Source organism: uncultured Oscillibacter sp., from assembly GCF_900546705.1.
GTDB lineage: Bacteria > Bacillota > Clostridia > Oscillospirales > Oscillospiraceae > Oscillibacter.
Genome location: NZ_URDP01000005.1, coordinates 1 through 25,544 on the forward strand (window position 1 = coordinate 1; position 25,544 = coordinate 25,544).

Annotated in this window: 26 protein-coding genes and 2 tRNA genes; 17 read left to right on the plus strand and 11 right to left on the minus strand. The window is 54.4% G+C overall.

The window, feature by feature from the left end; translation table 11 throughout:
* Positions 1–110: 110 nt before the first annotated feature.
* Positions 111–761, minus strand: a complete 651-nt coding sequence (locus QZS13_RS02020; RefSeq protein ID WP_295584898.1) for a gamma-glutamyl-gamma-aminobutyrate hydrolase family protein — start codon at positions 759–761, stop codon at positions 111–113.
* Positions 762–1,099: 338 nt separating this feature from the next.
* Between QZS13_RS02020 and QZS13_RS02025 the strand changes: the two genes are divergently transcribed.
* Positions 1,100–1,191 (plus strand) — tRNA-Ser (locus QZS13_RS02025).
* Positions 1,192–1,246: 55 nt separating this feature from the next.
* Here the strand turns inward: QZS13_RS02025 and QZS13_RS02030 are convergent.
* The 6 genes from QZS13_RS02030 to QZS13_RS02055 form a co-directional block, all read right to left on the minus strand.
* Positions 1,247–1,987 carry a hypothetical protein gene (locus QZS13_RS02030; RefSeq protein ID WP_295584900.1) on the minus strand — a complete coding sequence of 247 codons (741 nt, stop codon included), beginning with the start codon at positions 1,985–1,987 and terminating at the stop codon, positions 1,247–1,249.
* A 129-nt stretch (positions 1,988–2,116) separates the two neighbouring features.
* Positions 2,117–2,410 (minus strand): type II toxin-antitoxin system RelE/ParE family toxin, encoded by a 294-nt coding sequence (locus QZS13_RS02035; RefSeq protein WP_204888010.1) that lies wholly within the window; start codon positions 2,408–2,410, stop codon positions 2,117–2,119.
* Between the two features lie 3 nt (positions 2,411–2,413).
* On the minus strand, positions 2,414–2,779 hold the full coding sequence (locus tag QZS13_RS02040; protein ID WP_295584904.1) for an AbrB/MazE/SpoVT family DNA-binding domain-containing protein: 366 nt from the start codon (positions 2,777–2,779) through the stop codon (positions 2,414–2,416).
* Between the two features lie 157 nt (positions 2,780–2,936).
* Complete coding sequence (locus QZS13_RS02045) at positions 2,937–3,494, minus strand: helix-turn-helix domain-containing protein (RefSeq protein WP_295584906.1); 558 nt, start codon at positions 3,492–3,494, stop codon at positions 2,937–2,939.
* Between the two features lie 9 nt (positions 3,495–3,503).
* The gene (locus QZS13_RS02050) at positions 3,504–4,733 is read right to left on the minus strand and encodes a site-specific integrase (protein ID WP_295584908.1); all 1,230 of its coding nucleotides are present in this window, start codon (positions 4,731–4,733) and stop codon (positions 3,504–3,506) included.
* Between the two features lie 78 nt (positions 4,734–4,811).
* The gene (locus QZS13_RS02055) at positions 4,812–5,042 is read right to left on the minus strand and encodes a helix-turn-helix domain-containing protein (RefSeq protein ID WP_295584910.1); all 231 of its coding nucleotides are present in this window, start codon (positions 5,040–5,042) and stop codon (positions 4,812–4,814) included.
* Positions 5,043–5,154: 112 nt separating this feature from the next.
* Between QZS13_RS02055 and QZS13_RS02060 the strand changes: the two genes are divergently transcribed.
* From QZS13_RS02060 to QZS13_RS02100, 9 genes are all read left to right on the plus strand, one after another.
* Positions 5,155–5,649 carry a sigma factor-like helix-turn-helix DNA-binding protein gene (locus tag QZS13_RS02060; protein WP_295584912.1) on the plus strand — a complete coding sequence of 165 codons (495 nt, stop codon included), beginning with the start codon at positions 5,155–5,157 and terminating at the stop codon, positions 5,647–5,649.
* 99 nt (positions 5,650–5,748) lie between these two features.
* Positions 5,749–6,444 carry a hypothetical protein gene (locus QZS13_RS02065; RefSeq protein ID WP_295584914.1) on the plus strand — a complete coding sequence of 232 codons (696 nt, stop codon included), beginning with the start codon at positions 5,749–5,751 and terminating at the stop codon, positions 6,442–6,444.
* Between the two features lie 39 nt (positions 6,445–6,483).
* Positions 6,484–8,214: a class I SAM-dependent DNA methyltransferase gene (locus QZS13_RS02070; RefSeq protein WP_295584916.1), complete on the plus strand. Its 1,731-nt coding sequence runs from the start codon at positions 6,484–6,486 to the stop codon at positions 8,212–8,214.
* On the plus strand, positions 8,211–9,488 hold the full coding sequence (locus QZS13_RS02075; protein ID WP_295584918.1) for a restriction endonuclease subunit S: 1,278 nt from the start codon (positions 8,211–8,213) through the stop codon (positions 9,486–9,488). The genes QZS13_RS02070 and QZS13_RS02075 overlap by 4 nt, the downstream gene beginning before the upstream one ends.
* 3 nt (positions 9,489–9,491) lie before the next feature.
* Positions 9,492–10,256: a hypothetical protein gene (locus QZS13_RS02080; protein ID WP_295584920.1), complete on the plus strand. Its 765-nt coding sequence runs from the start codon at positions 9,492–9,494 to the stop codon at positions 10,254–10,256.
* A gap of 28 nt (positions 10,257–10,284) precedes the next feature.
* Positions 10,285–13,290 (plus strand): type I restriction endonuclease subunit R, encoded by a 3,006-nt coding sequence (locus QZS13_RS02085; RefSeq protein WP_295584922.1) that lies wholly within the window; start codon positions 10,285–10,287, stop codon positions 13,288–13,290.
* 187 nt (positions 13,291–13,477) lie between these two features.
* Positions 13,478–14,971: an RNA-directed DNA polymerase gene (locus QZS13_RS02090; protein WP_295584924.1), complete on the plus strand. Its 1,494-nt coding sequence runs from the start codon at positions 13,478–13,480 to the stop codon at positions 14,969–14,971.
* Between the two features lie 20 nt (positions 14,972–14,991).
* Positions 14,992–15,597 carry an SLATT domain-containing protein gene (locus QZS13_RS02095; RefSeq protein ID WP_295584926.1) on the plus strand — a complete coding sequence of 202 codons (606 nt, stop codon included), beginning with the start codon at positions 14,992–14,994 and terminating at the stop codon, positions 15,595–15,597.
* Between the two features lie 292 nt (positions 15,598–15,889).
* Positions 15,890–16,183: a DUF6809 family protein gene (locus QZS13_RS02100; protein ID WP_295584928.1), complete on the plus strand. Its 294-nt coding sequence runs from the start codon at positions 15,890–15,892 to the stop codon at positions 16,181–16,183.
* Positions 16,184–16,191: 8 nt separating this feature from the next.
* Here the strand turns inward: QZS13_RS02100 and QZS13_RS02105 are convergent, their stop codons facing one another.
* Together QZS13_RS02105 and mobV are read right to left on the minus strand one after the other, a co-directional pair.
* Positions 16,192–16,566, minus strand: a complete 375-nt coding sequence (locus tag QZS13_RS02105; protein ID WP_295584930.1) for a hypothetical protein — start codon at positions 16,564–16,566, stop codon at positions 16,192–16,194.
* A gap of 13 nt (positions 16,567–16,579) precedes the next feature.
* Positions 16,580–17,557: a MobV family relaxase gene (gene mobV / locus QZS13_RS02110; RefSeq protein WP_295584932.1), complete on the minus strand. Its 978-nt coding sequence runs from the start codon at positions 17,555–17,557 to the stop codon at positions 16,580–16,582.
* A gap of 682 nt (positions 17,558–18,239) precedes the next feature.
* Here mobV and QZS13_RS02115 point away from each other — a divergent pair.
* Positions 18,240–18,341 (plus strand) — tRNA-Ser (locus QZS13_RS02115).
* A gap of 45 nt (positions 18,342–18,386) precedes the next feature.
* Here QZS13_RS02115 and QZS13_RS02120 read toward each other — a convergent pair.
* Positions 18,387–18,890, minus strand: a complete 504-nt coding sequence (locus tag QZS13_RS02120) for an HD domain-containing protein (RefSeq protein ID WP_295584934.1) — start codon at positions 18,888–18,890, stop codon at positions 18,387–18,389.
* Positions 18,891–19,189: 299 nt separating this feature from the next.
* On the opposite strand from QZS13_RS02120, the gene QZS13_RS02125 reads away from it, so the two are divergent.
* Positions 19,190–19,378 (plus strand): hypothetical protein, encoded by a 189-nt coding sequence (locus QZS13_RS02125; protein ID WP_295584936.1) that lies wholly within the window; start codon positions 19,190–19,192, stop codon positions 19,376–19,378.
* A 39-nt stretch (positions 19,379–19,417) separates the two neighbouring features.
* Here the strand turns inward: QZS13_RS02125 and QZS13_RS02130 are convergent, their stop codons facing one another.
* Positions 19,418–20,239, minus strand: a complete 822-nt coding sequence (locus tag QZS13_RS02130) for a DUF6017 domain-containing protein (protein WP_295584939.1) — start codon at positions 20,237–20,239, stop codon at positions 19,418–19,420.
* 174 nt (positions 20,240–20,413) lie between these two features.
* Here QZS13_RS02130 and QZS13_RS02135 point away from each other — a divergent pair, with 174 nt between their 5' ends.
* The 5 genes from QZS13_RS02135 (at position 20,414) to QZS13_RS02155 (ending at position 25,478) form a co-directional block, all read left to right on the plus strand.
* Positions 20,414–21,268, plus strand: a complete 855-nt coding sequence (locus QZS13_RS02135) for an EamA family transporter (protein WP_295584941.1) — start codon at positions 20,414–20,416, stop codon at positions 21,266–21,268.
* A gap of 141 nt (positions 21,269–21,409) precedes the next feature.
* Positions 21,410–22,240, plus strand: coding sequence for a glycosyltransferase family 8 protein (locus QZS13_RS02140; RefSeq protein ID WP_295584943.1), 831 nt, complete (start codon positions 21,410–21,412; stop codon positions 22,238–22,240).
* Entirely contained in the window at positions 22,237–23,757 is a 1,521-nt protein-coding gene (locus QZS13_RS02145) for a phospholipase D-like domain-containing protein (protein ID WP_295584945.1), read from the plus strand. Before QZS13_RS02140 ends, QZS13_RS02145 begins: the two co-directional genes overlap by 4 nt.
* A gap of 18 nt (positions 23,758–23,775) precedes the next feature.
* Positions 23,776–24,237: a low molecular weight protein-tyrosine-phosphatase gene (locus QZS13_RS02150; protein WP_295584947.1), complete on the plus strand. Its 462-nt coding sequence runs from the start codon at positions 23,776–23,778 to the stop codon at positions 24,235–24,237.
* A gap of 248 nt (positions 24,238–24,485) precedes the next feature.
* A complete protein-coding gene (locus tag QZS13_RS02155; RefSeq protein ID WP_295584949.1) occupies positions 24,486–25,478 on the plus strand; it encodes a site-specific integrase in 993 nt (330 codons plus the stop codon).
* Positions 25,479–25,544: the final 66 nt, after the last annotated feature.

Sequence of the window (25,544 nt, forward strand, 5' to 3'; positions counted from 1 at the left end):
ACTCGCATCCCCAGCTTGGAAGGCTGGTGCCCTGACCATTGTGCTACACCTGCGTAAGCCCTCCGTGGAAATTGTCAGCTTGGATATACTAACACACCTGTTTTGAAATGTCAACCCGTTTCACCAATTTTTTCTCCGCATTTTTTCACAAACGCCCGGAGGAGAGCCCCGCCGTCCACGGCGCCCGCCGCCCGCAGCCGCTCCGGGTGCCACTGGACGCCCCACACGGCCCCGTCTCGGTGGGCCAGGGCCTCCACGGTGCCGTCCGGCGCCCACTGTACCGCCTGCAGCCCGTCTCCCAGTGCGTCCACCGCCTGGTGGTGGGCGCTGTTGACCACCGCCTCCGGGCCGCAGAGCGCCGAGAGGAACGAGGGGGCGGTGCGCACCCGGTGGAGCCGGTCCACTCCGTCGATCGTGCGCCGGTGGCCGGGCAGGTCCTGGCGCAGGGTGCCGCCGAAGAACACGTTGACAAGCTGCATGCCCCGGCAGATGCCCAGCACCGGGCAGCCCCGGCGCACCGCCAGGGCCAGCACTTCCAGCTCCTCCGCGTCCCGGTTCGGGTCCACGTCCGTGCAGGCGATGTCCGTCTGGCCGTAGCGCCAGGGGGCCAGGTCCCCGCCGCCGGGCAGCAGCAGCCCGTCGAACTCCGGCAGGGGGGCGCCGGAGTTCCGGGACAGGACCGCGCCTCCGGCCCGCTCCACGGCGCGGACGTAGTTTGCAAACCGGGCGGGCTCCCCGGGAATGAAAATCCGGACCTCCATACGGTGCCTCCTCCAAACGATTTTGCCCCTATTTTATGACGGTTCGGCGAATTTGGCAACCCGGTCTTGCATCCGGCGGGGAAATGTGGCATAATACCAGTGCGGCGCGGCCCTCCAGCCCGCCGCGGATACACGCAGCGGTATCGAAGTGGTCATAACGGGGCTGACTCGAAATCGTCACTCATGAAGGCACGGTAAAAAGCCGCTAATCCTTGTGCCGCAAGGGATTACTGGATTTAGGAAAAACGCAAAAAACGCAAAATGCTAACAGAATGCTAACAGTTTTCCCGAAAAGTGAATAAGCAGGTTGTAAATCGGACGACCGATTTTCAATACATGGAGGTGTACCCAAGTGGTTGAAGGGTCCGGATTCGAAATCCGGTAGGTCGGCTTTGCCGGCGCAAGAGTTCGAATCTCTTCACCTCCGCCAAAAAGGGCCATTGCAAAATCGTAGCATTTTGCAATGGCCCTTTATATTTGCCAATTTACTTCACGCGAATGCCATTCAAAGAAATACCTTCTAACGAAAAACTGCCATTTTCTGCAACAAACCAAACAGAAAAAGGAATTTCTTCTTCTACTCCAAGACCATTTTGAGCAGTTACACTTCCAACGATTTGATAATGATCATCGCTTCTACCTATGCCCCAATCGAGCGAACTGAAGTCAGCAGTATTCGGATAATTGAGGCAATTTTTCACTTCTTCTGTGGCCAGGGAACGCAATTCTTCATAAATTTCGAGATTTACTTCTTTTTCAGGTACATGCACATCACCATAGTCTTTTAGATATCCGCCTTTTTCGCTATCATAAAGATCCTCATCCCCAAATCCTGCGTAAAACAGGACCCCATCTTCGGTGGTAAAGTAAAATCTTCTATCACGATCTGTATAATCATTTGGATAGCAAACTACGGAATTGAGACCGTTCTCTGCTTCTCCTGTCATATTTTCAATCTCAATGCTTTCTATTCCTACTGTGTTTAATATCTCTTGAATCATACTTGCATGCTCAATGGAATATCCACTTTCAAGCAACACATCAGTAATTTCAGTATCTATTTCCCCTAATTCCTCGAGTTGATCCTGTGGCTGTATATATGCACTCTCTTGTGAGGAAGACTCATCTTGGCTACTAAGATCCTCTTCACCAGCATTGCCTGCACATCCTGTCAAGAATAGGCATGCTATCAATCCGACAATACTGAGTTTCATGGTTTTACACATATTTGCTTCCCCCTTTAAGGATAATTTTACCACTCTACTATGCACTCCACAAGGAATATTTCGTATTGGTAGCAGTTAGCAGACAGACAGCGGCATGGGTATTCCATGCCGCTGTCTGTCTGACGTCTTTTAAGACTTGATGTAACGCTTCAACTGCTGGTAAAAGTTCTCCCGGGTACCGGCCAGGATGACCACCACCAACTTGCCATCTTCCTCATAGATGCGATAGGCAATCTCGTAATTGGTCTTGTTGTAGTAGACATCGTAGCCGTAAATTCCAGATAGATCTCCGGTCTTGCTTTCGCCGGTGTAGGGATCTTGGGCGATGGCTTCCAAGGCCTTGCGAAAGGCGTCCTTCAATCCTTTCTCCTTCAGCTTCTTGAAAAATCGCTCCGCGCCGGGCAGGTACCGCAGCTCATACATAGCTCAGTCCTCCCCGAACAGTTCATCCAGGGACGGGCCGCTCTGACCAGAGGCCGCCAGGGAATCCGCTTCCTCGATCATGCGCTCCACAGCGGGGCGCACTTTTTTCTGCTCTGCCTTAAACCGTTCCAGCAGCTGCTCTCCGCTGTACCCCTGGGCAATGAGATCAGCCAGAATCTGCTCGGAAAACTCCCCACCACTCTGGGCCTTGACAGGACGGATCACCAACTCATCCCCCCGGAGAATGCACTCTGCCTCCTCACCAAAGCCCAGCCGCTCAAAATACCGCTGGGGAATGGTGACCTGCCGTTTGGATGAAATACGAATGGTCTTGCGCTCCATACGCCGCTCCTTTGCTGCCGTTGCCATTTGGTTCTCCCTCCCATTCTATGTTGATTTTATAAATTATATACTAATTTCTTTGATTCTTGGTTTCTTTGATTTTAGTATAACACAGAGGAGTGGAATGTCAAGTTGCACACTATCATAGCACCAGCGGCATGGAATGAAACTCCATGCCGCTGGTTTATTTTTCTGATCGAAAACCTTTCATCCATTCTCTGTGCTGTAGAGAAGGTACGGCGATGCTCTGCCCCTTGACGGAAGCCAGCCAGCAGGCCAGGGATTCCTTGAAGTACCGCAGCGTATTCCGGTACTTCACCCCCTGGATCTGTCCCAGGTTCCGCCAGCGGTTGAGGGCATTCACACTGTACCCACACAGCTCTGACGCTTGCCGAGTGGTCAGCATGTCGGGCCAGTTTTCCCAGCATTTCATCAGGTAGGCGCAAAGCCTGTTCTCATCCAGCACAGGGCTGGTCGAACGGACCGGATGTGGACTGCTGCTGGAGAAGATCCCCTGTGGAATGACATCATCCAGTAGCCCCGCATCCCGCTGTTTCAGAAAGCAAATCACATCATCCAGGCGGATAGAAAAACGCCGGGTCTGCTTGCCGGAATCCTGACAAGGGATTACTCCATGTTCCAGCAACCAGCGGGCTTTCCGTTTGCTGATGTGGCAGATCCGATAGAGCTGCTCCATGGAGATTGTTTCAGGGTATTCTCTCCGAAGATAGCGATAGTCCATCTCATCACCTCACATGGATAGCCTCATGCCGAAGCCATCCTCTTTCTGCTCCTCTGCCGGTTTCTCTTCCGCGAAGGCCGCAGTGATGGCGTCGGCCGATTCCAACTTGGAGTTGAAGTCCAAATGGGAGTAGATGTCGGCGGTGGTGGCAAAGGTGGAGTGCCCCAGCCACTCCTGAATCTGTTTCATGGGGATGCCCTGACTGAGCAGCAGGCTGGCACAGCTGTGGCGCAGGTCATGGAACCGGATGTGCCGCAGGCCGTGCTGTTTCAGCAGGAGTTTGAAGTGGTCGGTGATGTAGTTGGGCCGGAACAGCTTGCCCATCTCGTCAGTGCACACATAGTCCAGGTAGTCGGTGCAGTAGGACTTCTTGAACAGTTTCCGGTACCTCTGCTGGCGGGCACGCTGTTCTTCCAGCAAGCCCCGCACCGGCGGGATCAGAGGCAGGGTGCGGAAACTGGACTTGGTTTTCAGCTTGTCCTCGGTGTAGAGCCGGACCTTACCGTCCACGATGCCCTCGGTGACCTTGTGGTTGATGGATAGGGTGCCCTTCTCAAAGTCGATGGCACTCCAGCGGATGCCCAGCACCTCGCTGCGGCGCAGGCCATAGTAGGCGGCCAGCTGAATCACCACTGAGATGGAATCATCCTTGGTTGCCTCAAACAGGGTGGCCAGTTCCTCCTTGGAGTAGAACGCCGCCAGGTATTTTCCCTTCTTGGGCCGGTCCACCCGGTCGGCCACATTTTCGTTCACCAGCCCGTTCCTCACAGCGTACTGCAGCGCCTTGCGCACCACGGCGTGGTAATGGATGACGGTATTGGCGTTGCAGCCGTCCTTGAAGATAGACTGGTGCAGCTCCCGGATGTGCTTGGGCTCCAGCTCTTCCAGGCGCAGTCCGCGCTCCCGGAAGAATGTATCCAGCCGGGCGTCGATGAGGCCCTTGTAGCTTTGGTATGTAGTACGCTCGATGGTGGGAGCTGTGACTTTCAGCCACTCCCGCAGGAAGTCCGCAAACAGCGGGGACTCCTCCTGTGGAACTTCCGGTTCCGTGATCCCGGAACTGTACTCCTTCTTCAATTCCTCCAGTCGGGCCTGGGCCTTGCGCTTGTTGCCTTTCACCGGAATGCCCAGGGCAACGGATTTCTGCCTGCGCTTTCCGTTTTTGTCATACAGGTTCAAAACAGCGGTGTAACGGCCGTTTCGTTCAAAGAGGCTTCCGGTAACTTCTCGATTGCTCATAGGAACCATCCATTCCTCCTCTCAAATCAACAGCGTCCACTCAAGGTCTTGTGATGTTACCTTGCATGGACGCTGTTTTCAAGTCTTTTCTTTCTGATCTGCCGCACAGAGGTAATCAATGACCGCGATCTTGGGTACACGGTACAGCCGCCCCATGCGGACACTCTGAATCTCTCCTCTGCGCAGCAGCCCATAGGTCATCCGTCTGCCGATTCCCAGCATCTCCTGCACCTGTGCCGGGGTCAGGGCATCCGGATAGTGCCGAAACATAGCCCGGTAGCGGGTTGCTCCTTTTTCCTCTCTGGTCATATTCACACCTCCTTGACTTTTATATGTAATAGATTATAATAATTACATAAATTACACCGCCTATTATATAGACGATGAGACGGCCAAAAACGGAACCGGGGAGGTGAGTACCTTGAAGAAGACCATGTGGGACCTGAAAGAAGAGCGGTTGGAGCAGCAATTGCAGGAGCTGGCCCGGCAGGGAGACTGGGACGGTGTGGTGGAGACGCTGGATGACTACGACAGAAACAATGACCGAAGACACGGGGATCACAGGGACGATTTTGATTTTTCCTGTTTGAATGGTGGAGCCAGCGCAGATGGACACTACCAGATTCCCAATAAATTGAAACTGTATAAGGAGGATGACTGGCTGGATATCATTTTTTCACAGAACGCGTCGGAGATGCCCAATCTGGTAACGGAGTACCCCGTCAGCGCGGCTATGCGGGAGCTGACGCCCCAGCAGCAGGAGATTTTAAGGCTGAATATCGTCTTTGGCATCCCGACCAGGGACATCGCAAAACAGATGGGGTGTACCACCCGGAACATTACCAAGCAGCGGCAGAAAGCGCTGGAGAAGATCTGCTTCCTGGTCACCGGCCAGTGGAAACCGGAGGACCTCTGATTGTACATACGCCCTAATAAAAGGAAAGCGGGGTGCTTTCTTGCACCCCAAAACGAAAGATGATATATTGATTACAAGTATTACAACGGAGGAAGTACTATGGACTTCAAACCAGTGTTTCCCAATCTGAATGTCCTCTGGACGCGGTGGTCGGCTTATCAGATCAAGCCACACAAATGGGGCGGAGAATATTTGGTCCCTGCGGAGGGAGCCACAGACCTCACGTATAACTGTGCAGAGCAGTCTGGTCCTCTGGTGGCGGATGCTCTGGAACTGGGACGTCAGCTGCGCATGGGAACACCGGACAAAAACCGCCTGTGTGCCGCTTTTGCGGCCCGCTACGGGCTCCTGGGACTCAACGCCGAGAAGGGGGAGGAAGCCACGGAAGACCCCAATGTGCCCCCGTGTTATCGCCCGTTGAACAGCCGGGAATATGGTGAAGATATATTGATCTTTCAGCGTAGCTTTATGATGCTGTATCAGCACTTCCTGACCGTGCAGGGGGAGCTGGTGCCTACCCCCAATCCAAGAGTTATGGATCTCTCTGGTTTTCTGAATTATCGGCTGACAAGCGGCCCCAATCCTCAGCTGGTGTGGGAGGTCCGCAGTTTGGAATCCGTGGTTCGATTTGCCTATGCTTCCATGATCTCGGCGGAATCGGTGCCTTTGAAGGTTTGCAAAAACTGCGGAAAGGTGTACTACAATACCCACGCTAAGAGCGAATTCTGCGGGACCAAGTGCCGGAATTATTACAATGTGAAGGTATTTCGGGAACGGGAAAAGGAGCACAATTAAATACAAGATCCAATTACAATAGAAAGAAGGGCATTGCCGATGAGCCTGAGTGCCAATGTAAGTGAAAAAGCCGCCCTGATCTGGGCGATTGCAGATAAATTGACCGGCGTGTACAAGCCCCATGAATACGGCGAGGTAATCCTCCCCCTCACAGTGATCCGCCGCTTTGACTGTATTCTGACTGATACCAAGGATGCAGTGCTGGAGAAGTTCGAGACCGTGAAGAATCTTCCCATGCGGGATGTGCTGCTGCGCAAAGCCTCCGGCAAGCCATTTTATAACACAAGCAAATTCACCTTCGAACGGCTGCTGGACGATCCAGACAACATCGAATCCAACTTCCGGGACTACCTGAATGGCTTCTCGGAGAACGTCCAGGACATTCTGGAAAACTTCAAGTTTGACGGTCAGATCACCACGATGGCCAACAAGGGTATCCTCTACATCGTCATCAAGGAGTTCACCACACCCAAGGCCAACCTGCACCCGGATGTAATCTCCAATCTGGAGATGGGCTACATCTTTGAGGAAATTATCCGCCGGTTCTCCGAATCTCACAACGAGGACGCCGGGCAGCACTACACCCCCAGAGAAGTGATCCAGCTGATGGTCAATATCCTGTTCTACGATGACAACGACATTTTGTCCGGCAACAATGTGGTCAAGACCATCTATGACCCGGCCTGCGGCACCGGCGGTATGCTGTCGGTAGCGGAAGAGTACCTGCACAAGCTGAACGCCTCCACCGAGCTGATGGCTTTTGGCCAGGAGCTGAACGACCAGACCTTTGCTATCTGCAAGGCGGATATGCTCATCAAGGGCAATAACGCCGACTTCATCAAGGACGGCAACACCCTGTCCGACGACCAGTTCGAGGGCCAGACTTTTGACTATGTGCTGTCCAATCCGCCCTTCGGCCGGGAGTGGAAGAACGAAAAAGCGGCGGTGGAGGCCGAGGCCAAGCGGGGCTTTGCCGGACGGTTCGGCCCCGGGCTGCCTGCGGCCAGCGACGGACAGATGCTGTTCCTGCTCACCGCTATTTCCAAAATGAAGGAGCCCAAGGATGGCGGCAGTCGCATTGCCATCATCCACAACGGTTCGCCCCTCTTTACCGGCGACGCCGGCAGCGGCCCCTCCGAGATTCGCAGGTACATTCTGGAGCATGACCTGCTGGAGGCCATCATCGCCCTGCCCAACGATATTTTCTACAACACCGGCATTGCCACCTATATCTGGGTGCTGTCCAACAAGAAGGCCGGGACCCGCCGGGAGGGCAAGGTGCAGCTCATCAACGCCAACGGCCTGTATGAGAAGCGCCGCAAGGCTTTGGGCAACAAGCGCAACGACATCCCGGAGAGCGCCATTCAGGAGATCACCCGCCTGTACGGCGACTTCGTGGAGAGCGAGATCAGCAAGATTTTTGACACCACCGACTTTGGATATACCAAGATCACGGTGGAGCGACCACTGAAGGACGAAAACGGCCAGCCGGTGCTCAAGAAAGGTAAGCCCCAGCCGGATACCGCCCTGCGGGACACGGAGAATGTGCCGTTGAAAGAGGATATTCAGACCTACTTTGAGCGGGAAGTGCTGCCCTTTGCGCCGGACGCCTGGATCGACGAAAAGAAGTCCAAGGTGGGCTATGAGATCCCCTTCACCCGGTATTTTTACAAGTATGAAGCCCCCAAGCCCTCGGCGGAGATCATGCAGGAGATCCTGGCCATTGAAGCGGAGCTGGACGGCGCTCTGGCGGAGGTGTTTGGCAAATGAGGGAGATGAAGGACAGCGGAATTGAGTGGATTGGGGCGATTCCGGAAGGCTGGAAAGTTTCGAGAATAAAGCAGTTGTTTTCAGAAGTAAATGAGCGATGCGAAAACGGTGAAAATTACACTCTACTTTCTGTATCTGAATATTATGGAGTTGCTCCCAAAAGTGAAAGAATAAGCGACGATGATATGCTAACTCATGCAGAAACCCTTGACGGATATAAAATCTGTAAAGAAAATGATTTGGTAATGAACATTATGTTGGCGTGGAAAAGGGCTTTGGGCGTGAGCGAATATACCGGCATTGTTAGCCCGGCTTATTGCATCTATCAGGGAAAGCAAAATATGTGTACTAAATATTTTCATTACCTGTTTCGCACAGATATGTATGCAAATCTTTTCAAACAATATTCAACTGGCATTATTGATTCTCGATTAAGATTGTATCCCGACAAATTTTTAGCTCTTAAGTGTCAAGTACCACCCATAGATACGCAGTGCCGCATTGCCGACTACCTCGACCGCAAGTGTAGCCAGATTGACACCATTATTGCCCGGCAGCAGGAAGTAATCGAGAAGCTGAAAACCTATAAGCTGTCTGTTATCACCGAAGCCGTCACAAAAGGTCTGAACCCCAATGTGCCCATGAAGGATAGCGGGGTTGAGTGGATTGGGGAAATACCGGAGCATTGGACGATGCTGAAACTGAAGTATGCTTCCTCTATTTTGCGAGGAAAATTTAATCATCGTCCAAGAAATGATCCGGCATATTATGATGGAAACCATCCATTTGTACAAACCGGTGATGTTGCTCGGGCAAATAAATACATCAAAAATTATAGTCAAACGCTGAATGAAAAAGGATATGCTGTAAGCAAGGAGTTTCCTGCAAACAGTATCTGCATGACCATAGCAGCAAATGTAGGTGATGTAGCAATTTTGACATTTGATGCTTGTTTCCCTGATAGCGTTGTTGGATTTGTGCCGTCTGACAATATTGCATGGAACTATTTATATTATGTGTTGACAGCAATGAAAAAGCAGTTTGTTAGGAACGCAATCATAAGTACCCAACTTAACCTGAACATTGAAATTATTAAAGAAGAGTTTATTCCAGTAGCTCCACTTCATATTCAGGAACAAATAAGCAGATTTCTAGACGATAAATGTTTTGCAATTGACCGAACAATCTCTGCGAAACAATGTGTTATAGATAAACTAACAGACTACAAAAAATCGCTCATTTATGAGGTCGTCACCGGAAAGAAAGAGGTGTAAGTGATGCCAGAGGATAGTATCAACCTTGTACCCTCATTTGGAAAAACTTTATATAACTCTGTTTCTGATGCAGTACTTGATACCGCTGACTATAGTTTTGATCAGCTTGCAGAGAAACTATTGACAGGAGATTTAGAGGAATTTATCCCTGTAATTCAAGAGCTACCCATTATAAAATACTTTATTTGTGCTGGAAAAATTGTTAATTCGGTCAGAGATCGTCTATTTCTCAAAAAAACGCTTAAATTTTTTGCTGCATTACATAATGGAGAAGTTGACAGCCATGAGATAGAGCGTAGACGACAAGCACTTTCAAGTGGAGAACAGTGGGTCATTGATGAACTCGAAATTTTAATTTCCACTCTAGAACAGATAAATAGAGTTCAAAAGGCACAGATTATTGCAGAAATTTACAGGACCTATCTCAACGGAGAGATTGACAGAAAAACATTTGATGATTTTTGTAGCATTACAGAAAAACTGTTTTTAGGTGATATTATTCAAATTCGAGCTGATTATGAAGAAGATGAATTTGAAGCTAATGCAAAAGCGGCACTTGCACATGGAGAAATCTCGGGATGTGTAATTACGCATACAAGATATACAGAGCTAACAGGACGATTGTTGGCGTTAGGCCTAATGCGGATTTCTGCAAAAGTGGGAAAGAATTTAAAAGTTGATTCTGATATTTTAGAATATACAATTTCTAATAAGGGAAAAAAATATGCTCAAATTCTAAAAGGAATTGATTTTCTGGGTATAAAATAATCAATGATCTCAATAAAGAGGTGTAACTGTGCCTGATTTTGACATAAAAGAAAAACGCTTTGAGCAGGATATTGAGGAATACCTTTTGACCCACGGTGGATATCAGAAGGGCAACCCCTCCGCTTTCAACCGAGAAAAGGCGCTGGACACCGGCACGCTTCTCTCCTTCATCCGCACTAGCCAGCCTAAGCAGTGGGAGCGGTTTGAGAAGATTTACGGTGCTGACAGTGAGCGGCAGCTCATTGACCGTTTTTGCCGGGAAGTGAAGCTGGTGGGCCTTTTAAAAGTACTGCGCCAGGGCTTTACCGACCGGGGTATCAAGTTTCGGGCTGTGTTCTGGAAGCCGGAGACCTCCATCAACGAGACCAGCCAGGCCCAGTACGCCGCCAATATCCTCCACTGCACACGGCAGCTCCACTACTCCCTGAGCAACGAAAACAGCATTGATATTGTCCTATTCCTCAACGGCATTCCGGTGGTGTCCATGGAGCTGAAATGCCAGTTCACCGGCCAGGACACCACCAACGCCATCCAGCAGTACAAGTTCGACCGGGCGGGGAAGGACGCTATCTTTGAGTTCAAAAACCGTGTGCTGGTCCACTTCGCTGTGGACCTGACCAATGTGTACATGACCACCCGGCTGGAGGGGGAGAAAACCTATTTCCTGCCCTTTAACCAAGGCAGCAACGGGGCGGGAAATGTGGGCGGAAAGGGCAACCCCATTAACCCGGATGGCTACGACACCGCCTACCTGTGGGAGAATGTGCTGTGCAAGGACCGCCTGCTGGAGATCTTACATAAATACCTCCACTTGCAGCAGGAGAAGGACGAAAAGACCGGCGAGGTGAAGTCCGAGCGGATGATCTTCCCCCGGTATCACCAGCTGGATGTGGTGACCAAGCTACTGGCCGATGTAAAGGCCAATGGCTCCGGCAAGAACTATCTCATTCAGCACAGCGCCGGTTCCGGCAAGTCCAACTCTATCGCTTGGCTGGCCCACCGGCTCACCGGCCTGCACGATGACCACGACGAGAAGATCTTCCAGTCTGTCATCATCGTTACCGACCGCCGGGTGCTGGATAGTCAGCTGCAAAATACCGTCTATCAGTTCGACCATGTGGCGGGCGTGGTGCAGAAGATCGACAAGAACGCTCAGCAGCTCCGGGAAGCCATTGAGTCCGGGACGGGCATTATCATTACCACCCTCCAGAAGTTCCCGGTTATTTATAAAGAAGTGCGCACCGGCAATAAGCGGTTTGCGGTCATTGTGGACGAGGCGCACTCCTCCCAGACCGGCGACGCTGCCCGCAAGCTGAAACGGGCGCTGGCCGATACTGAGAAGATTCTGGAGGAGTATGCCGAAGAGGAGTACGAGGAAGAAGCCAAGCGCAAGGATGATGAGGACAAGCTGCTGGATGAACTGGCTGCTCAGGGTGTTCATGAAAACCTGTCCTTCTTCGCTTTTACGGCTACCCCCAAGGATAAAACGCTGCAGATGTTCGGTCAGCGGGATGAGAATGGCAAATATCATCCCTTCCATGTGTATTCCATGCGGCAGGCCATCGAGGAAGGCTTTATTCTGGATGTGCTGCAAAACTACATGACCTATAACATGTACTACAAGATTGCCAAGGCCATCCCCGACGACCCGGAACTGGACACCGCTGCCGGTGTTCGTGCTATTCGCCAGTTTGAGACGCTACACCCCCACAACATCTCTCAGAAAACGGCTATCATGCTGGAGCAGTTCCGCAATGTGACCCGACACAAGATTGGTGGCAAGGCCAAAGCCATGATTGTAACGCCCTCCCGGCTCCATGCGGTGCGCTACCTGCTGGAGTTCAAGCGGCAGATCCAGGAGAAAGGCTACACCGACCTGGATGTGCTGGTAGCCTTCTCCGGCGAGGTGGAGGACAACGGGGAGACCTACACCGAGGAGAAGCTGAACAAAACAAAATCCGGCGAGGCCATCAAAGAGAAGGCCCTGCCGGAAGCGTTCCATACAGACGAATATGGGATGTTGATCGTGGCGGAAAAGTATCAGACCGGCTTTGATGAGCCGCTGCTGCACACCATGTTTGTGGATAAGAAGCTGTCCGGCGTGAAGACCGTCCAGACCCTTTCCCGGCTGAACCGCACCATGCGGGGCAAAAAGGATACTTTTGTCCTGGACTTCGTGAATTCTGCTGAGGACATTCGCAAAGCCTTTGAGCCGTACTACGAGGAGACGGTTCTGGAGGAGGAGACCGACCCCAATGTGGTGTACGATCTGAAGAACACCCTGGACGAATACCGGGTGTATCAGCAGATAGAGATTGACCGGTTTGCGGAGATTTTCTATTCCTCCAAGGAGCAGTCTAGCGGCGATTTGGGCAAGCTTCAGGGCACCATACGCCCGGCGCTGGATCGGTTTGAAGCGTTGGAGGAAGAGAAGCAGGATATGTTCAAGTCTACCTTGGCACGCTTCAACCGGATCTATGCCTTCATCACACAGGTCTGCCGCCTGTTTGATAAGGAGATCCACAAGTTCAGCGTGTACGCCAAGTTCCTCTATACCATGCTGCCCAAGGGCGGGCGAGATAAGGTCTATGTGGACGACAAGGTGCTGTTGGAGTATTACCGTCTGGAAAAGGACTTCGAGGGCGGAATCCAGCTGGAAAGCACTCCTGAGGGCTTCCGACCCATCACCGGCGAGGCTGGCCGCAGGGAAAAGAAGCGTGATCCGCTGACGGTCATCATTGAGAAAATCAACGAGAAGTACGGCACCAACTTTACCGAGATGGATAAGGTCCTGCTTCAGATGGAGAACGACTATGCCGCTCAGGACAAGTGGCACAGCTACGCCCAGAATAACGACCGTAAGACCTTCATGCTGCTGTTTGAGAAGGACTTCCCCAACATGGCCGCCGCCCGCTATGAGCAGAATGAGGACTTCTTTGTGAAGATGTTCTCTGATCCTGATATGATGCGGCAGGTTATGGAAACGGTGGGCACGGTGCTGTATGAGCGATTGAGGAGTACCCAGTTAAGCTGATGTTTTGTAGATTTACGCGGAAAAATGTGGTAATATAGCACATGGGGATAGAAGGAACTATCCAGTTGGAATGACCAATTGAGTTATGGCAGTTATTTTACATTTAAACTGGTGTGAAACCGGTGTTATCGATCAAGAAGCCTTCTATCCCCTAAAAATTTAATTATTTTCCGTAGTGAGGTGTGCTATGGATACTATGGGGACGTTAGATCTAAAGAGATTCACAGATATTTTTGATACCGAAATACCTTACCAGGTCCTAAATGACTACTGCAATCGAGCAAAGCCTGGTAAAGATAAGATGAATTATAAAAAATTCAAGCAAGATTTTAAAGAGATAGTTCCTGTTGTAAAAGAACAGATAGAAGTGCAGAAATTTAAATTTACTAGATTTGAACTCGCTTTGAAACTAAAAAAACACTATAAACTTCCGCGTCTTATATTTCAATCTTCTATTCGAGATCGATTTATAGCGAAACTGATGTGTATTTATCTTCAGGATCACTATTCCAAATTTCATAATGGGGATTGTTCACTTATTAAAACTAGAAATAAAGTCCTTGATGATATTAGTAAAGCACTCAATGAAAAAACAGAGAATGGGCAAAATAAATATAATTTCTTTTTAAGACTTGATATCAGCAATTTTTTTGATTCAATAAATCGGAGTTATCTATTAGCGTTACTTGAAGCAGAGCAGTTCGATCAAAATTTTATATATCTAGTAAAAAAACTATTTACAACCATGGATTTGTCTATGGATGTACCGAGTGGGTTTGGTGTGCCACAAGGAATTTCTGTCTCTTCTCTTCTCGCAGAGCTATACCTACAAAGATTTGAAGAGAAATTCAGCACTTTTCCATATAATCGGAATATCCTTTGTTTTCGATATGTTGATGACATTTTCGTCCTATCAACAGATGATGAATCACTTAATGTTGCTAAACGAAACATTCTATTTGAACTAACATCTGTTTACGGGCTTAATATTAACGATGAGAAAATCATTGAAGGCGAGTTGTCAAAAAAATCAGTTGATTTTTTAGGTATAACAGTTTCTGATAGAAAAATTAGTATATCATCTGCACAGGTTGTGAGAGTTGAACGTCAACTAAATGAACTTTTTTTGTGGTATAGACGGGTTTCAAAAAGTAAAGATAAGAGGCATCCGTTATATCAGCAGCAGGATAGGATAATCAGTTCTTTGCTAATTAGACTTAATTTGCTTATTACTGGATACATATATACAAAAAAAGGTTCTACGCAAATAGGGCGATATGGTTGGATACAAACATCGTTGCCACATCAAATAGAAAATATAGATGCTCTAAAAAAACTAGATCGTCATGTTGGAGCGCTGATTGAACATTATATTCCTGATCGATCAAAAGGTCATGTTTCTCAATCAAAGAAATCATTTTACCATGCATATTGTAGTAGCAAATATAAAAACAATGCTGATGGATACATTTTAGATAGGGATAGAATAGCTAAAGACGAAGACAAAATGTATCGTATCGTATGCGATTTGAGTTTTGTTGATATAAAGAGAAATTTGAAATATGATCATTATGAATGTGATTGTTTTGAAGAAAATGTTGGAGAACCACTAAGGTCTTACTTTGAAAAATCTCTTTATATTGCTAATCGAGATTTAACGGCAGATATTCTTTATTGGTAGTTTATTAAAGAGGATAAATTATGGACCAACAAGAGTTAAAAAAATCTATAAAACGAGATATTGAATTTACGTCCGGAAACTATGCTCAAATGTATAAAAGATTGAAGTCAAACGATATGGCATCAAGATTTTTTTTGGTTTATTACAGCACAGTTTCAATTATATTTGGGCTTTTCCCGATGTTTTTTGAGGACAAGATTATATTTCCTTCCATATTAAACTTTCTTATGATAAGCCTTTCTATCATTGTACTGATTGCATCGTTGCTGATTTCATTTGCACAATACGGTGATCGAAGTAAGAAAGTTATGTACGGGCTGGATCAACTCAAACGATTAAAAAAGCTTTTGCAATATGAAGATTGCGCTCCTGAAAACGACAAATGCCCAAACTATCGGGATGTTATTAAAAATTATCACAAAATTGTTGATAATATTGAACTCAGATCAGATCTCGACTATTTCCGTGCATGTAAAGAATTAAATTCTAGAGGAAAATATACAGAAAGTTGGCGACAAATATCATGCTTAAATAAATTTATTATGTATACAGCGTCTATACTTAAATCTTTTTTCTTTTTGGTGTTATTTCTTTTCCCTATCATGGTACTATTCATAGTTTTTTAATGAAAATATTGCATGACTCTTTGATAAAGGCCATAATGCTCCCAAGTTACTCAATCGTCCATCTCAAGACGGCTTGGGTAGATTTTTAATAGCAAAAGGCCAAATATACCTAAAAATTATCTGCCTCAAATAAGACCACGTCGAATCAAATCTTTTATACAAAAAAGGTTAGAAATTAATTAAACTTAACAAGGAAAAATAATTCTTTCACGAATCCCTAGTTTTGGGTGAGTAAATGTGGCTATTTCCCCTAATCTGTGCTATTGTGTCTTGCTACAAGGAGGCGAGGCACATGAACGAAACGCTGAAATTGCTGTATGACAGATTCTACACCCCTCTGCCCATGGCAGAGGCCAACCAGGAAGTGGAAACCTGTCACCGGCAGCTCATTGAACGGCTGGACAAGCCAGAACGGAAGTTGGTGCTACGGATCATCGATGCCCAGAACCTGATGATCGAGGAACGCTCTGTGGATAGCTTCATCTGCGGCTTCCGTCTGGCGTTGGAAATGGCAAACGAACTGAATCACTACATGGAAGAGCGCCCGGAGCCGGAGGATCATCCCGGCCCGGACGCTCTTCCTTAATCATCCGGTCAATCCAGCTGCTCTGCCTGCTCCCAGCGGATATAACCGTTGGACTTCTTCCGGTAGATGCAGTGCCAACGGGAACCGTCAAATACCTCATCGGCAAAGTTAATGAGGGTTTTGGATGGGGAGTAGTTCACACCCCAGCTTTGCCACCAGACGGACAGCTTGATTTTGCGGCCGTCATCCGCATCAAAAAAGCACAGGAGCATGGGCTTGCTCCTGTGCCAGCAGCGGAAGGTCAGTGTTCCGGTAAAGGAACCACTTTCCTCCGGATAGTGGTAGTCCTTTATCGGGGCTGCGTCCCTGTCCGCTTTGCAGCGGATGATCTGTGCCCGACAGGGATGGTCCTGTTCAAATGTGGATGTGTACTGATTGCGCATGTTGATTACCTCCTCAATGTCCGAATTGCTGCTCCTGCTTTTGCTTTAGCTGCGCTTCATAGTGTTCCTTCAGTTGCTCCCGCAGATCCTGGGGAATGGAGTCAATGAAATCCCGACACTCCTGCAGCTCATAGATGAGAGACATTTTCTCCAGGTGCTCCTGATGCTGTTCCCACTGGGCTCGCTCTGCATCCCTTCTTTCGATCAAGGCGTTCTGTCTCAAAATCTGGATCTGCTCATCGTAAGGCTTCAGTTTTGCTTCGAAGGCGTTGACCTGGGGATACCACTGCTCCAGCAGCTTCAGAATTTTTTCCCTCTGCCGTTTGGCATTCAGTGTCCCGATCTGCTCCAGCTCGGTGCGGATCTGTTTCATTTCGTCGGTGAGTCGGTGGGACTGCTTGTAAAGCCACGTGGGAATGTGCTTCCGTCTGGTGACGGCGGCAGACTGCCCTCGTTCCAGCTCCGGGAACTCTGAGGCCATGTGGTCGTGGAATTTGTCTTGCCACTCCACCAGCTTGTCCCGCCCTCCAATCACCTCCTTGGCGGACAGCCGGTTGTCTTTTGTCAGCGGAACAAAGCACAGGTGCATGTGCGGATTGCGCTCATCCATGTGGACCACGGCGGAGAAGATGTTGGATTCGCCAACTTCTTTCTTAAAAAAGTCCAGCGCCCGCTCAAAGTAGCGGCGCACCTGCTCTGGCAAAAGACGGGCCAGATACTCCGGTGTGGCGGTGACAATGGTGTCGATGAACTTCACGCTGTCCTTGCGCACTTTGCATTTGGGATTCTCCCGCTGGGCACGCTCAATACGGGACTGGATCTCTGCGTAGTACTTGTGCCGTGGTTGAATGAGATGATAGTTGAGATGGGAACGTTGCGTGTCCACATCCGGATTGCTGGTGTACTGTTCCTTTTTTCGTTCGTGGTGTTTTTCGATGGCGGAGGCCGGTCCGCCTTTTCGTTTCTCGAAGCGCATAATGGCGTAAGGCATCACACAAAACTCCTTTCGTTGAACTGGTGGGCGTGCAGTGGACGAGGGCTTTTTCACATACCGCCCTGCCAATGTGGAACCCGCCGCAGGGAGACTGATGCTGCACCCGGCAAGACTGGTACGGCGGCGGTTTCCCCGCCCGCGAGAAATGCCCGGCCCCTACAAGGCGGGCCGGGCATTTTCGCGTGCGGTTGTCAGGGCGGTATAACGCACTATACCTTGCCGCCCCGTAGGGGCAGCAAGGCGTGCGCCCGGGGACACCCCGGGACCCCGTTTTGCGGCTTCGGCTGCGCAGGCAACGGGCCTTGATTGGCCCGCAGCCTGCGCCCCTTTGCCGCCGTTTTTGCCGCCTTTCACTGGGGGCAGGGGTGTACCCCTCCTGGGCGGCAAAAACGCGCCTGCGGGCGGACGGGGGACGAAGGACGGGGGGTATTGCAAAGATGAAGACAGCGCCTGCGATTTCTCGCAGACGCTGTCATACACGGGTGAAAGGTCGAGATCACACCATACCTTCCACGCTTTCATACAGAGTCAACTCGGTTTGCGCTCACAAAACGCTAACAGAATGCTCACACTTTTCCGGAAAATCTGCTTTGGTGGGAAAAAATCCCAAAGTCTTGCACCGACAAGGAAAACGCCGGAAACCCCAGTAAAATCAAGGGCTTCCGGCGTTTTAAGGAGCGCAGAGGAGCACACAAAATGCTCCAAAAGGCACCCGCTTCCAACGACTCGAAATCAGTTTGCGGGCAACCGCACGAGGGTTCGAATCCCTCCCGCTGCGCCAAATGCCGGAGCAGGGCGTTCCCTGCTCCGGCGTCTTTTTTTGCCCTCACTCCATCCCGTAGGAGATCCGGCACAATTCCTTTCCCGCCCGGGTGCGGAAGACGGTCTCCAGGGCCGCGCGCACCGCCGCGGCGTCCAGCCCGTCCTCGTAGAAATTCACCAGGAAGTCCGCCTCCACCAGGATCTGGTAGTCCGGGCCGTCGATATTCGTATAGGTGTGGTGGTGGCCCACCAGGTAGCAGATCCGCTCCGTGTCGGCTGCGTCCAGGCCCAGCTCCTCCAGCATCCGCCGGGCATAGGACGGCCCCTCCTGCTCCTGGAGCTTTCCCGTGCACCGGCCGTACTTTTCCTCCGCCGGCCGGATGCCGATGTCGTGGACCAGGGCCGCGCACTCGGTGAGAAACTGGGTGTGGGGGTCCAGGTGCTCCATGCGCCCGATCAGCTGGGCGAACCGGTGTACTTTCATCAAATGCTGGATGCGCTTGGGGTCGCCCTGGTTGAAGCGCATCATCTTCTCCGTGAGAAGATCCACCATCTCCGTATTGTTCATAGAAACCTCCGCTGTGCTGTGTTTTTCGCGGCGCCTGCCCGGAAACGCCCGGGACGGCCCGCGCCTGAGATGATGATACAACGTTCCCCGCCCCGGCGCAAGGCCGCGGGGCGCCCCCGGCACCGGAAGGAGAGGACAGGCGCGGGAGTATGGTGAAAACACACAAAAAATAAGAATAATTTTTCGGATTTTATTGCGCTTTCCCAACAAATTCCTTATAATGATCGTACAATACGGTGCAGCGGCTCCATCTCCGTCTGGACCGATGGGGACTATGCGCTTGGAGGAGGTGCGGACCAATGAATTACCTGGTTTTGGCATATATCGCTTTATTCGGCGTTCTGCTTTGCCCGGCGGTGCTGTATTTCTTCATAAAGAAAATCGTGCATGAGCAGGTTCCCGTGCTGGAGGGCATCTATCTTTCGGCCCTGGGGGTCGTCCTGATCCTCTGGATCGTAGCCGCGTTTTCCGGTGTTGCTCCCGCATAGCGTCCTTGCGGCCGCTTCGGCGGCCGCTTTTTTGCGCCCTCACGGCTCCGGCGGCCCCAGGTCCCGGGCCACCCGGACGGCGTAGGCGTTGGCCATGGTGGCCGGGGCGTTGAACAGGGCCGAGAGCAGGTACTGCTTGGCGTTGCGCACCGGGACGGTGCACCGGGCCAGGCTGTCCAGCACGTAGACCATGTGCTCCCGGCCCAGCTTCAAAAACCGCTCCCGCACCGCCTGCCGGGGCAGGTCGCACCCGGCGATGCGGGCGGTGGGCCGCCGGTCGCACACCGCCTCCGCCGCCAGCTCCACCAGCTCGTCCAGCTCCTCCGCCCGGGTGGGATCGTCCGCCAGGAGCTGGTCGTACTCGATGTTCTCCAGAATCTGTGCCCGGACCGTCTCCCAGTCGGGTTCTTGGTCGGCGTCTCCCTCCGCCGCCCCGTCCGCCTCCGGTCCGGATGGGATGGGATGGGTCCTTGCTTGCTCTTTTCTTGCTTGTTTTGTTCTTTGTTTTTCTTTTCTTGATTGGGGGGACTTTGCCGCCTCCGGCTTTCCCGCACCCGGCGCCGCCGCCTCCGGCTTCTCCCATATGAGATATTCCGTGTCCCGGATGCGGCCGTCCGGCCCCCGCACCTGCCTCCGGCGGACGTACCCGGCCCGCTCCAGCTCCCCCAGGGCCCGGGACACCGCCTCCACCCCCTCCCGGCAGACGGCGGCCAGGCCCCGGACGGAGTAGTCCCACCCCGCCGGCAGGGACACCAGCAGCCATAAAAGCCCCTTGGCCTTCAGGGAAAGCGCCGGGTCCCGCAGGGGGCCGTTGTCCAGAATGGTGAAATCTCCCGTGTGCTGTGCGCGAATGACGGCCATAGGCGCCCTCCTTTCCTCTGCCCGTCCCGCCCGGGCGCGGCGGGCGTGCACGCCGCCGTGCAACGGCGGCGGAACTTTTTCCCCCCGGCCCGTATTCCCACCGCGCCCCGGCGGTGGTATAATGGCCCCAGTAAGCCCGGAGAACGGACGGATGAAAACGGGAGATGGAGCGGTATGTGGATCCTCTTTGCCTGCGGGTCGGCGTTTTTTGCCGGGGTGACGGCCATTCTGGCCAAGTGCGGCATCCGGCGCACCGATTCCACGGTGGCCACCGCCATCCGCACCGTGGTGGTGCTGATCTTCGCGTGGGTCATGGTGTTCGTGGCCGGCTCCCAGGACCAGCTTGGCTCCATCGGCGGCAAGACCCTGGCCTTTCTGGTGCTCTCGGGCCTGGCCACCGGCGCGTCCTGGCTTTGCTACTTCCGGGCCCTCCAGACCGGCGACGTGAACAAGGTGGTGCCCATCGACAAGTCCAGCACCGTGCTGACCATCCTGCTGGCCTTCTTGCTGCTGGGGGAGCCCATCGGCCTCGCCCAGGGCATCGGCGTGGCGGCCATCGCAGCGGGCACGTTCCTCATGATCGAGCGCAAGGAGGGGGCGGGAGGCGGCAGCGGCCACTGGATGGCCTTCGCCTTCGGCTCGGCGGTTTTCGCCAGCCTCACCGCCATTTTGGGCAAGGTGGGCATCCAGGACGTGGAGTCCAACCTGGGCACCGCCATCCGCACCGGCGTGGTGCTGGTGATGGCCTGGGCCATGGTGGCGGTGACGGGCAAAGGAGGGGAGGTCAAAAAGGTGCCCCGGGGGGAGCTGGCCTTCATCTGCCTCTCCGGCATCGCCACCGGCGCCTCCTGGCTTTGCTACTACCGCGCCCTCCAGACCGGCCCGGCCAGCGCGGTGGTGCCCATCGACAAGCTGAGCATCCTGGTGACGGCGGCCTTTTCCCGGCTGGTGCTGGGGGAGCACCTCACCGCCCGCTCCGGCTGTGGATTGGCCCTGCTGACCGCCGGGACGCTGGCCATGCTGGTCTGAGACTGACAAAACGGCGCCTTTGTCCATACAGCCGGGCCCATGTGGCAGTGGTGCGGCGGGGCAAAGGGGGGTACAATAGAGAGGACGCGGCACGCCCGCGAATATATCCGGCCGCCGCCCGGCGCCCAGGAAGGAGCCTACATGGACACCATATCCCTGCTGACCACCCTGGATGAACGGTACCTGCCCCAGCTGCAGGTGCTGCTGACATCCCTGCACGTCAACAACCCCGGCGAGCGCTTCGCCCTCCACCTGCTCCACAGCGGCATCCCCCGCGATGCCCTGGCGGGCACGGCCCGCCGGTGCGGGGCCTGGGGCTGGGACTTTTTCCCCGCGGAGGTGGACGGCGCCCTTTTTGCCGGCGCGCCGGTGAGCCGCCAGTACCCCCGGGAGATGTACTACCGGCTGCTGGCCCCCCGGCTGCTGCCCGGGGTGGACCGCATCCTCTACCTGGACCCGGACATTCTGGTCATCAACCCCATCCGCCCCCTGTGGGAACAGGACCTGGCGGGCAAGCTGTTCGCCGCCGCCGCCCACACCGGCAAGACGGAGCTTGCCAGCAGCGTCAACCAGCTGCGGCTGGGCACGGAGGGGGACTACTATAACTCCGGCGTGCTGGTCATGGACCTGGCGGCCGGGCGGCGGGAGATCGAGCCCCGCTTCCTCTTCGACTACGTGGCCCGCCACCGCAAGGAGCTGGTGCTGCCGGACCAGGACGTGCTCAACGCCCTCTTCAGCCGGCGCATCCTGCCCCTGGAGGACGCGCTGTGGAACTACGACGCCCGCAACTACTCCACCTACTTTATGCGCAGCGGCGGCGTCATGGACGTGCGGTGGGTCATGGACCACACGGCGATTTTGCACTTTTGCGGCAAGGAGAAGCCCTGGAAGCCCAAGTACTTCCACCGCTTCGGCATTTTGTATCAGCACTACGCCCGGCTTGCCCGGCGGGAGGAGGAGAGTTGGCAGTGAAAAACCGGTACCGGCGCATCATCGGCAGCCGCCTGGTGGTCACGGCCCTGGCCGCGGCGGTCCAGGCGGCGTGGCTGTGGGGCCTTTTGGAGCTGCTGGCCCCCTACGCGCTGCTCATCGACGCGGCGCTGACGGTGCTGGCGGTGGTGTTCGTGCTCTACGTGGCCTCCAAGCGGGATGAGCCCGCCTACAAGATCCTCTGGCTCATTGCCATCTTGTCCCTCCCCCTGTTCGGCACGGTGCTCTATCTGTGCTTCGGGGACAAAAAGACCGGCCGCCCCCTGGCCCGGCGCCTGGAGCGGGCCCGGGACGCCATGGGCCCCCACCCGGTCACGGCGCCCGGGACGGAGGAGGCCCTGCTGGCCGCCTCCCCCCGGATGGCACAGACCTTCCGGTACGCCGCGTACCTGAGCCGCAGCCCCACCTTCCCCAACACGGACGCCCGGTATTACCCCCTGGGCGACGACATGTTCCCGGCCATGCTGGAGGCTCTGGAGGGGGCGGGGAAGTTCATCTATCTGGAGTACTTCATCATCGCCGAGGGGCAGATGTGGGGCCGCATGCTGGAGATCTTGGAGCGCAAGGCGGCCGCCGGGGTGGACGTGCGGGTCATCTACGACGACCTGGGCAGCCTGACCACCCTGCCTCCCGGGTACGGGGACGCCCTGCGGCGCCGGGGCATCCGGTGCGTGGACTTCAACCCCATGCGGCTGGTGCTCTCCGGCACCCTCAACAACCGGGACCACCGGAAGATCCTGGTGGTGGACGGCACCGTGGCCTTCAGCGGCGGCGTGAACCTGGCGGACGAGTACATCAACGCCTACGAAAAGTACGGCCACTGGAAGGACGGGGGCTTCCGGGTGGAGGGAGCGGCGGCGTGGGGTTATACCCACATGTTTGCCGAGTTCTGGAACGCCTTCTCCCCGGAGAAGATCACCCTGCCCCTGTGCCCCGCCCCGGCGGCGCCCGCCGACGGCTTCATCCACCCCTACTGCGACATGCCCACCAACCACGACGCCGTCAGCAACCACCTCTACATGGAGCTTTTGGACCAGGCCGCGGAGTACGCCTGGTTCTTCACCCCCTACCTGATGCTGGGGGACACCCTGCTGGACACCTTCGTCCGGGCGGCCCGGCGGGGGGTGGACGTGCGGATCTACGTGCCCGGCGTCCCGGACAAGCCCTTCATCTACCGGATCACCCGGAGCTTTTACCGGCCGCTGCTGCGGGCGGGGGTGCGGATCTTCACCTACACCCCCGGCTTCCTCCACGCCAAGGCCTGCCTCGTGGACGGCCAGGCGGGCATGCTGGGCACGGTGAACCTGGACTACCGGAGCCTGTTTCTCCACTTCGAGTGCAACGCCCTTTTCTACCGGGCGTCGCTGCTCCAAGACCTGCGGCGGGACTTTGAGGCCACCGAGGCCAAGTGCCGGGAGGTGACGGAGGCCGACTGCGGCCGCGGTCTCGGCAGCCGCCTGGCCGACTGCCTGCTGCGGATCATCGCCCCCCTTTGCTGAGGGGAGAGGGAGGAGACTATGACGAGAATTTTGTTTGTGTGCCTGGGCAACATCTGCCGCAGCCCCATGGCCGAGTATATCCTGCGGGAGCTGGTGCGGCAGGCGGGGACGGAGGCGTCGTTTGTCATCGACTCCGCCGCCACCAGCGACGAGGAGACCGGCAACCCGGTCTACCCGCCGGCCCGGCGCAAGCTGACGGAGCACGGCGTCCCCTGCGGCGGCCACACCGCCCGGCAGCTGCGCCGGGAGGACTACGGCCGCTACGACCTGCTCATCGGCATGGACGAGGCCAATCTCCGGGCCATGCGCCGGATCTGCGGCGGCGACCCGGCGGGGAAGATCCGGCTGCTCATGGACTACACCCGCCGGCCCGGCCAGGTGGCCGACCCCTGGTTCAGCGGGGACTTCGAGGCGGCCTACCGGGACATCCGGGCCGGCTGCGAGGGCCTTTTGACGGCTTTGGGGGAACAGAAGGCATAATTTCATAAGAAAAAAACCGGGTCACGCTGCCAGACAGCTGCGTGACCCGGTTTTTTTTTCGCCGTTCGGGGCAAAGTTCCGAAAGTAATCCACTTTCGGAACCGCAAGAGCATAGAGCACCCCCAAGTTATTTTTCATTATAGTCAAACTGGAAAGTGTTGTCAATCCACAGCGCGTGAAAAAAACACGCCGGGCCCCGCACTTGTTTACTGCGAAGCCCCGGCGGATCAAAGAAAGGATGATTCCACATGAACAGATTCTTTCCATCGGCGGCCGTGCCCCTGAGTCAGGGACGGCAGAAGGGCGCGGTCACGTTTGCGCAGACCGCCGAACGGTGGCTCCTGGACAAAAAGTCCGCGGTGAAGCCCTCTACTTACGCGGTTTACGGCGGCATCCTGGAAAACCACCTGCTGCCGCCGCTGGGAGCTCTGGACATCTCCGGCGCAGGTGCCTGGGATCTGCAGCGCCTGCTCTCGGACATGCTGTTGGCCGGGCGCCGTGACGGCACCGGCGGCTTGTCCCCCAAGACGGTGGCGGACATCCGGGCGGTGCTGTGCCTGGTGCTCCGGTACGCCCAGGACCGGGGGCTGTGCGCCCCAACCGCCCGGGCGCCGCTGCCGGTGAACCCCGTCCAGCGCACCCAGGTGCTCACCCGGGCGGAACAGCGGCTTTTGGAGCAGTGCCTGCTGGAAAAGGCCGAGCCCTTCCGCACCGGCGTGTTGCTGGCGCTGTACTCCGGCGTGCGGATCGGGGAGCTGTGCGCCCTGCAGTGGAAGGACTTCTCCTTTGCCGACGGCACCGTGCGGGTGGAAAAGACGCTGCTGCGGGTGCGGGACTCCCGCCCGGAGGCGCCGGGGCGAACCCGGGTTGTGCTCCAGCGGCCCAAGACCCCCAGCTCCGAGCGGACCATTCCTCTGCCCCGCCAGATCCTGGGCCGCTGCGCCCAGGTGTGCCGCCGGCCGGAGGATTTCGTCCTCACCGGCAGCGGACGGTACATGGAGCCCCGGGCGTGCCTGAAGCGGTACAAGCGCCTTCTGGTCCAGGCTCAGGTGGCCGACCACACGTTCCACGCCCTGCGCCACACCTTCGCCACCCGCTGCGTGGAAAGCGGCTTCGACACCAAGTCCCTCAGTGAGATCATGGGCCACGCCAGCGTCCGCATCACCATGCAGCGGTACGTGCACCCCTCCATGGAGATGAAGCGCCGCCAGATGGAGCGGCTGACACTGCTGGAGGGCTGAGTCCCGTTCCGAAAGTGGATTACTTTCGGAACTTTGCCACCTCCTTGCAGGCGTCCGCCGGAGCGG

Excerpts from the sequence above, each read along its gene's own strand:
- QZS13_RS02080 (WP_295584920.1), top strand. The coding sequence starts at position 9,492 with ATGCCAGAGGATAGTATCAACCTTGTACCCTCATTTGGAAAAACTTTA.
- QZS13_RS02070 (WP_295584916.1), top strand. The coding sequence starts at position 6,484 with ATGAGCCTGAGTGCCAATGTAAGTGAAAAAGCCGCCCTGATCTGGGCG.
- QZS13_RS02150 (WP_295584947.1), top strand. The coding sequence starts at position 23,776 with ATGACGAGAATTTTGTTTGTGTGCCTGGGCAACATCTGCCGCAGCCCC.
- QZS13_RS02030 (WP_295584900.1), bottom strand. The coding sequence starts at position 1,987 with ATGTGTAAAACCATGAAACTCAGTATTGTCGGATTGATAGCATGCCTA.
- QZS13_RS02090 (WP_295584924.1), top strand. The coding sequence starts at position 13,478 with ATGGATACTATGGGGACGTTAGATCTAAAGAGATTCACAGATATTTTT.
- QZS13_RS02105 (WP_295584930.1), bottom strand. The coding sequence starts at position 16,566 with ATGCGCAATCAGTACACATCCACATTTGAACAGGACCATCCCTGTCGG.
- QZS13_RS02120 (WP_295584934.1), bottom strand. The coding sequence starts at position 18,890 with ATGAACAATACGGAGATGGTGGATCTTCTCACGGAGAAGATGATGCGC.
- QZS13_RS02050 (WP_295584908.1), bottom strand. The coding sequence starts at position 4,733 with ATGAGCAATCGAGAAGTTACCGGAAGCCTCTTTGAACGAAACGGCCGT.
- QZS13_RS02075 (WP_295584918.1), top strand. The coding sequence starts at position 8,211 with ATGAGGGAGATGAAGGACAGCGGAATTGAGTGGATTGGGGCGATTCCG.
- QZS13_RS02135 (WP_295584941.1), top strand. The coding sequence starts at position 20,414 with ATGTGGATCCTCTTTGCCTGCGGGTCGGCGTTTTTTGCCGGGGTGACG.
- QZS13_RS02100 (WP_295584928.1), top strand. The coding sequence starts at position 15,890 with ATGAACGAAACGCTGAAATTGCTGTATGACAGATTCTACACCCCTCTG.
- QZS13_RS02045 (WP_295584906.1), bottom strand. The coding sequence starts at position 3,494 with ATGGACTATCGCTATCTTCGGAGAGAATACCCTGAAACAATCTCCATG.
- QZS13_RS02095 (WP_295584926.1), top strand. The coding sequence starts at position 14,992 with ATGGACCAACAAGAGTTAAAAAAATCTATAAAACGAGATATTGAATTT.
- QZS13_RS02125 (WP_295584936.1), top strand. The coding sequence starts at position 19,190 with ATGAATTACCTGGTTTTGGCATATATCGCTTTATTCGGCGTTCTGCTT.
- QZS13_RS02055 (WP_295584910.1), bottom strand. The coding sequence starts at position 5,042 with ATGACCAGAGAGGAAAAAGGAGCAACCCGCTACCGGGCTATGTTTCGG.
- QZS13_RS02040 (WP_295584904.1), bottom strand. The coding sequence starts at position 2,779 with ATGGCAACGGCAGCAAAGGAGCGGCGTATGGAGCGCAAGACCATTCGT.
- QZS13_RS02130 (WP_295584939.1), bottom strand. The coding sequence starts at position 20,239 with ATGGCCGTCATTCGCGCACAGCACACGGGAGATTTCACCATTCTGGAC.
- QZS13_RS02020 (WP_295584898.1), bottom strand. The coding sequence starts at position 761 with ATGGAGGTCCGGATTTTCATTCCCGGGGAGCCCGCCCGGTTTGCAAAC.
- mobV (WP_295584932.1), bottom strand. The coding sequence starts at position 17,557 with ATGCCTTACGCCATTATGCGCTTCGAGAAACGAAAAGGCGGACCGGCC.
- QZS13_RS02035 (WP_204888010.1), bottom strand. The coding sequence starts at position 2,410 with ATGTATGAGCTGCGGTACCTGCCCGGCGCGGAGCGATTTTTCAAGAAG.
- QZS13_RS02155 (WP_295584949.1), top strand. The coding sequence starts at position 24,486 with ATGAACAGATTCTTTCCATCGGCGGCCGTGCCCCTGAGTCAGGGACGG.
- QZS13_RS02140 (WP_295584943.1), top strand. The coding sequence starts at position 21,410 with ATGGACACCATATCCCTGCTGACCACCCTGGATGAACGGTACCTGCCC.
- QZS13_RS02065 (WP_295584914.1), top strand. The coding sequence starts at position 5,749 with ATGGACTTCAAACCAGTGTTTCCCAATCTGAATGTCCTCTGGACGCGG.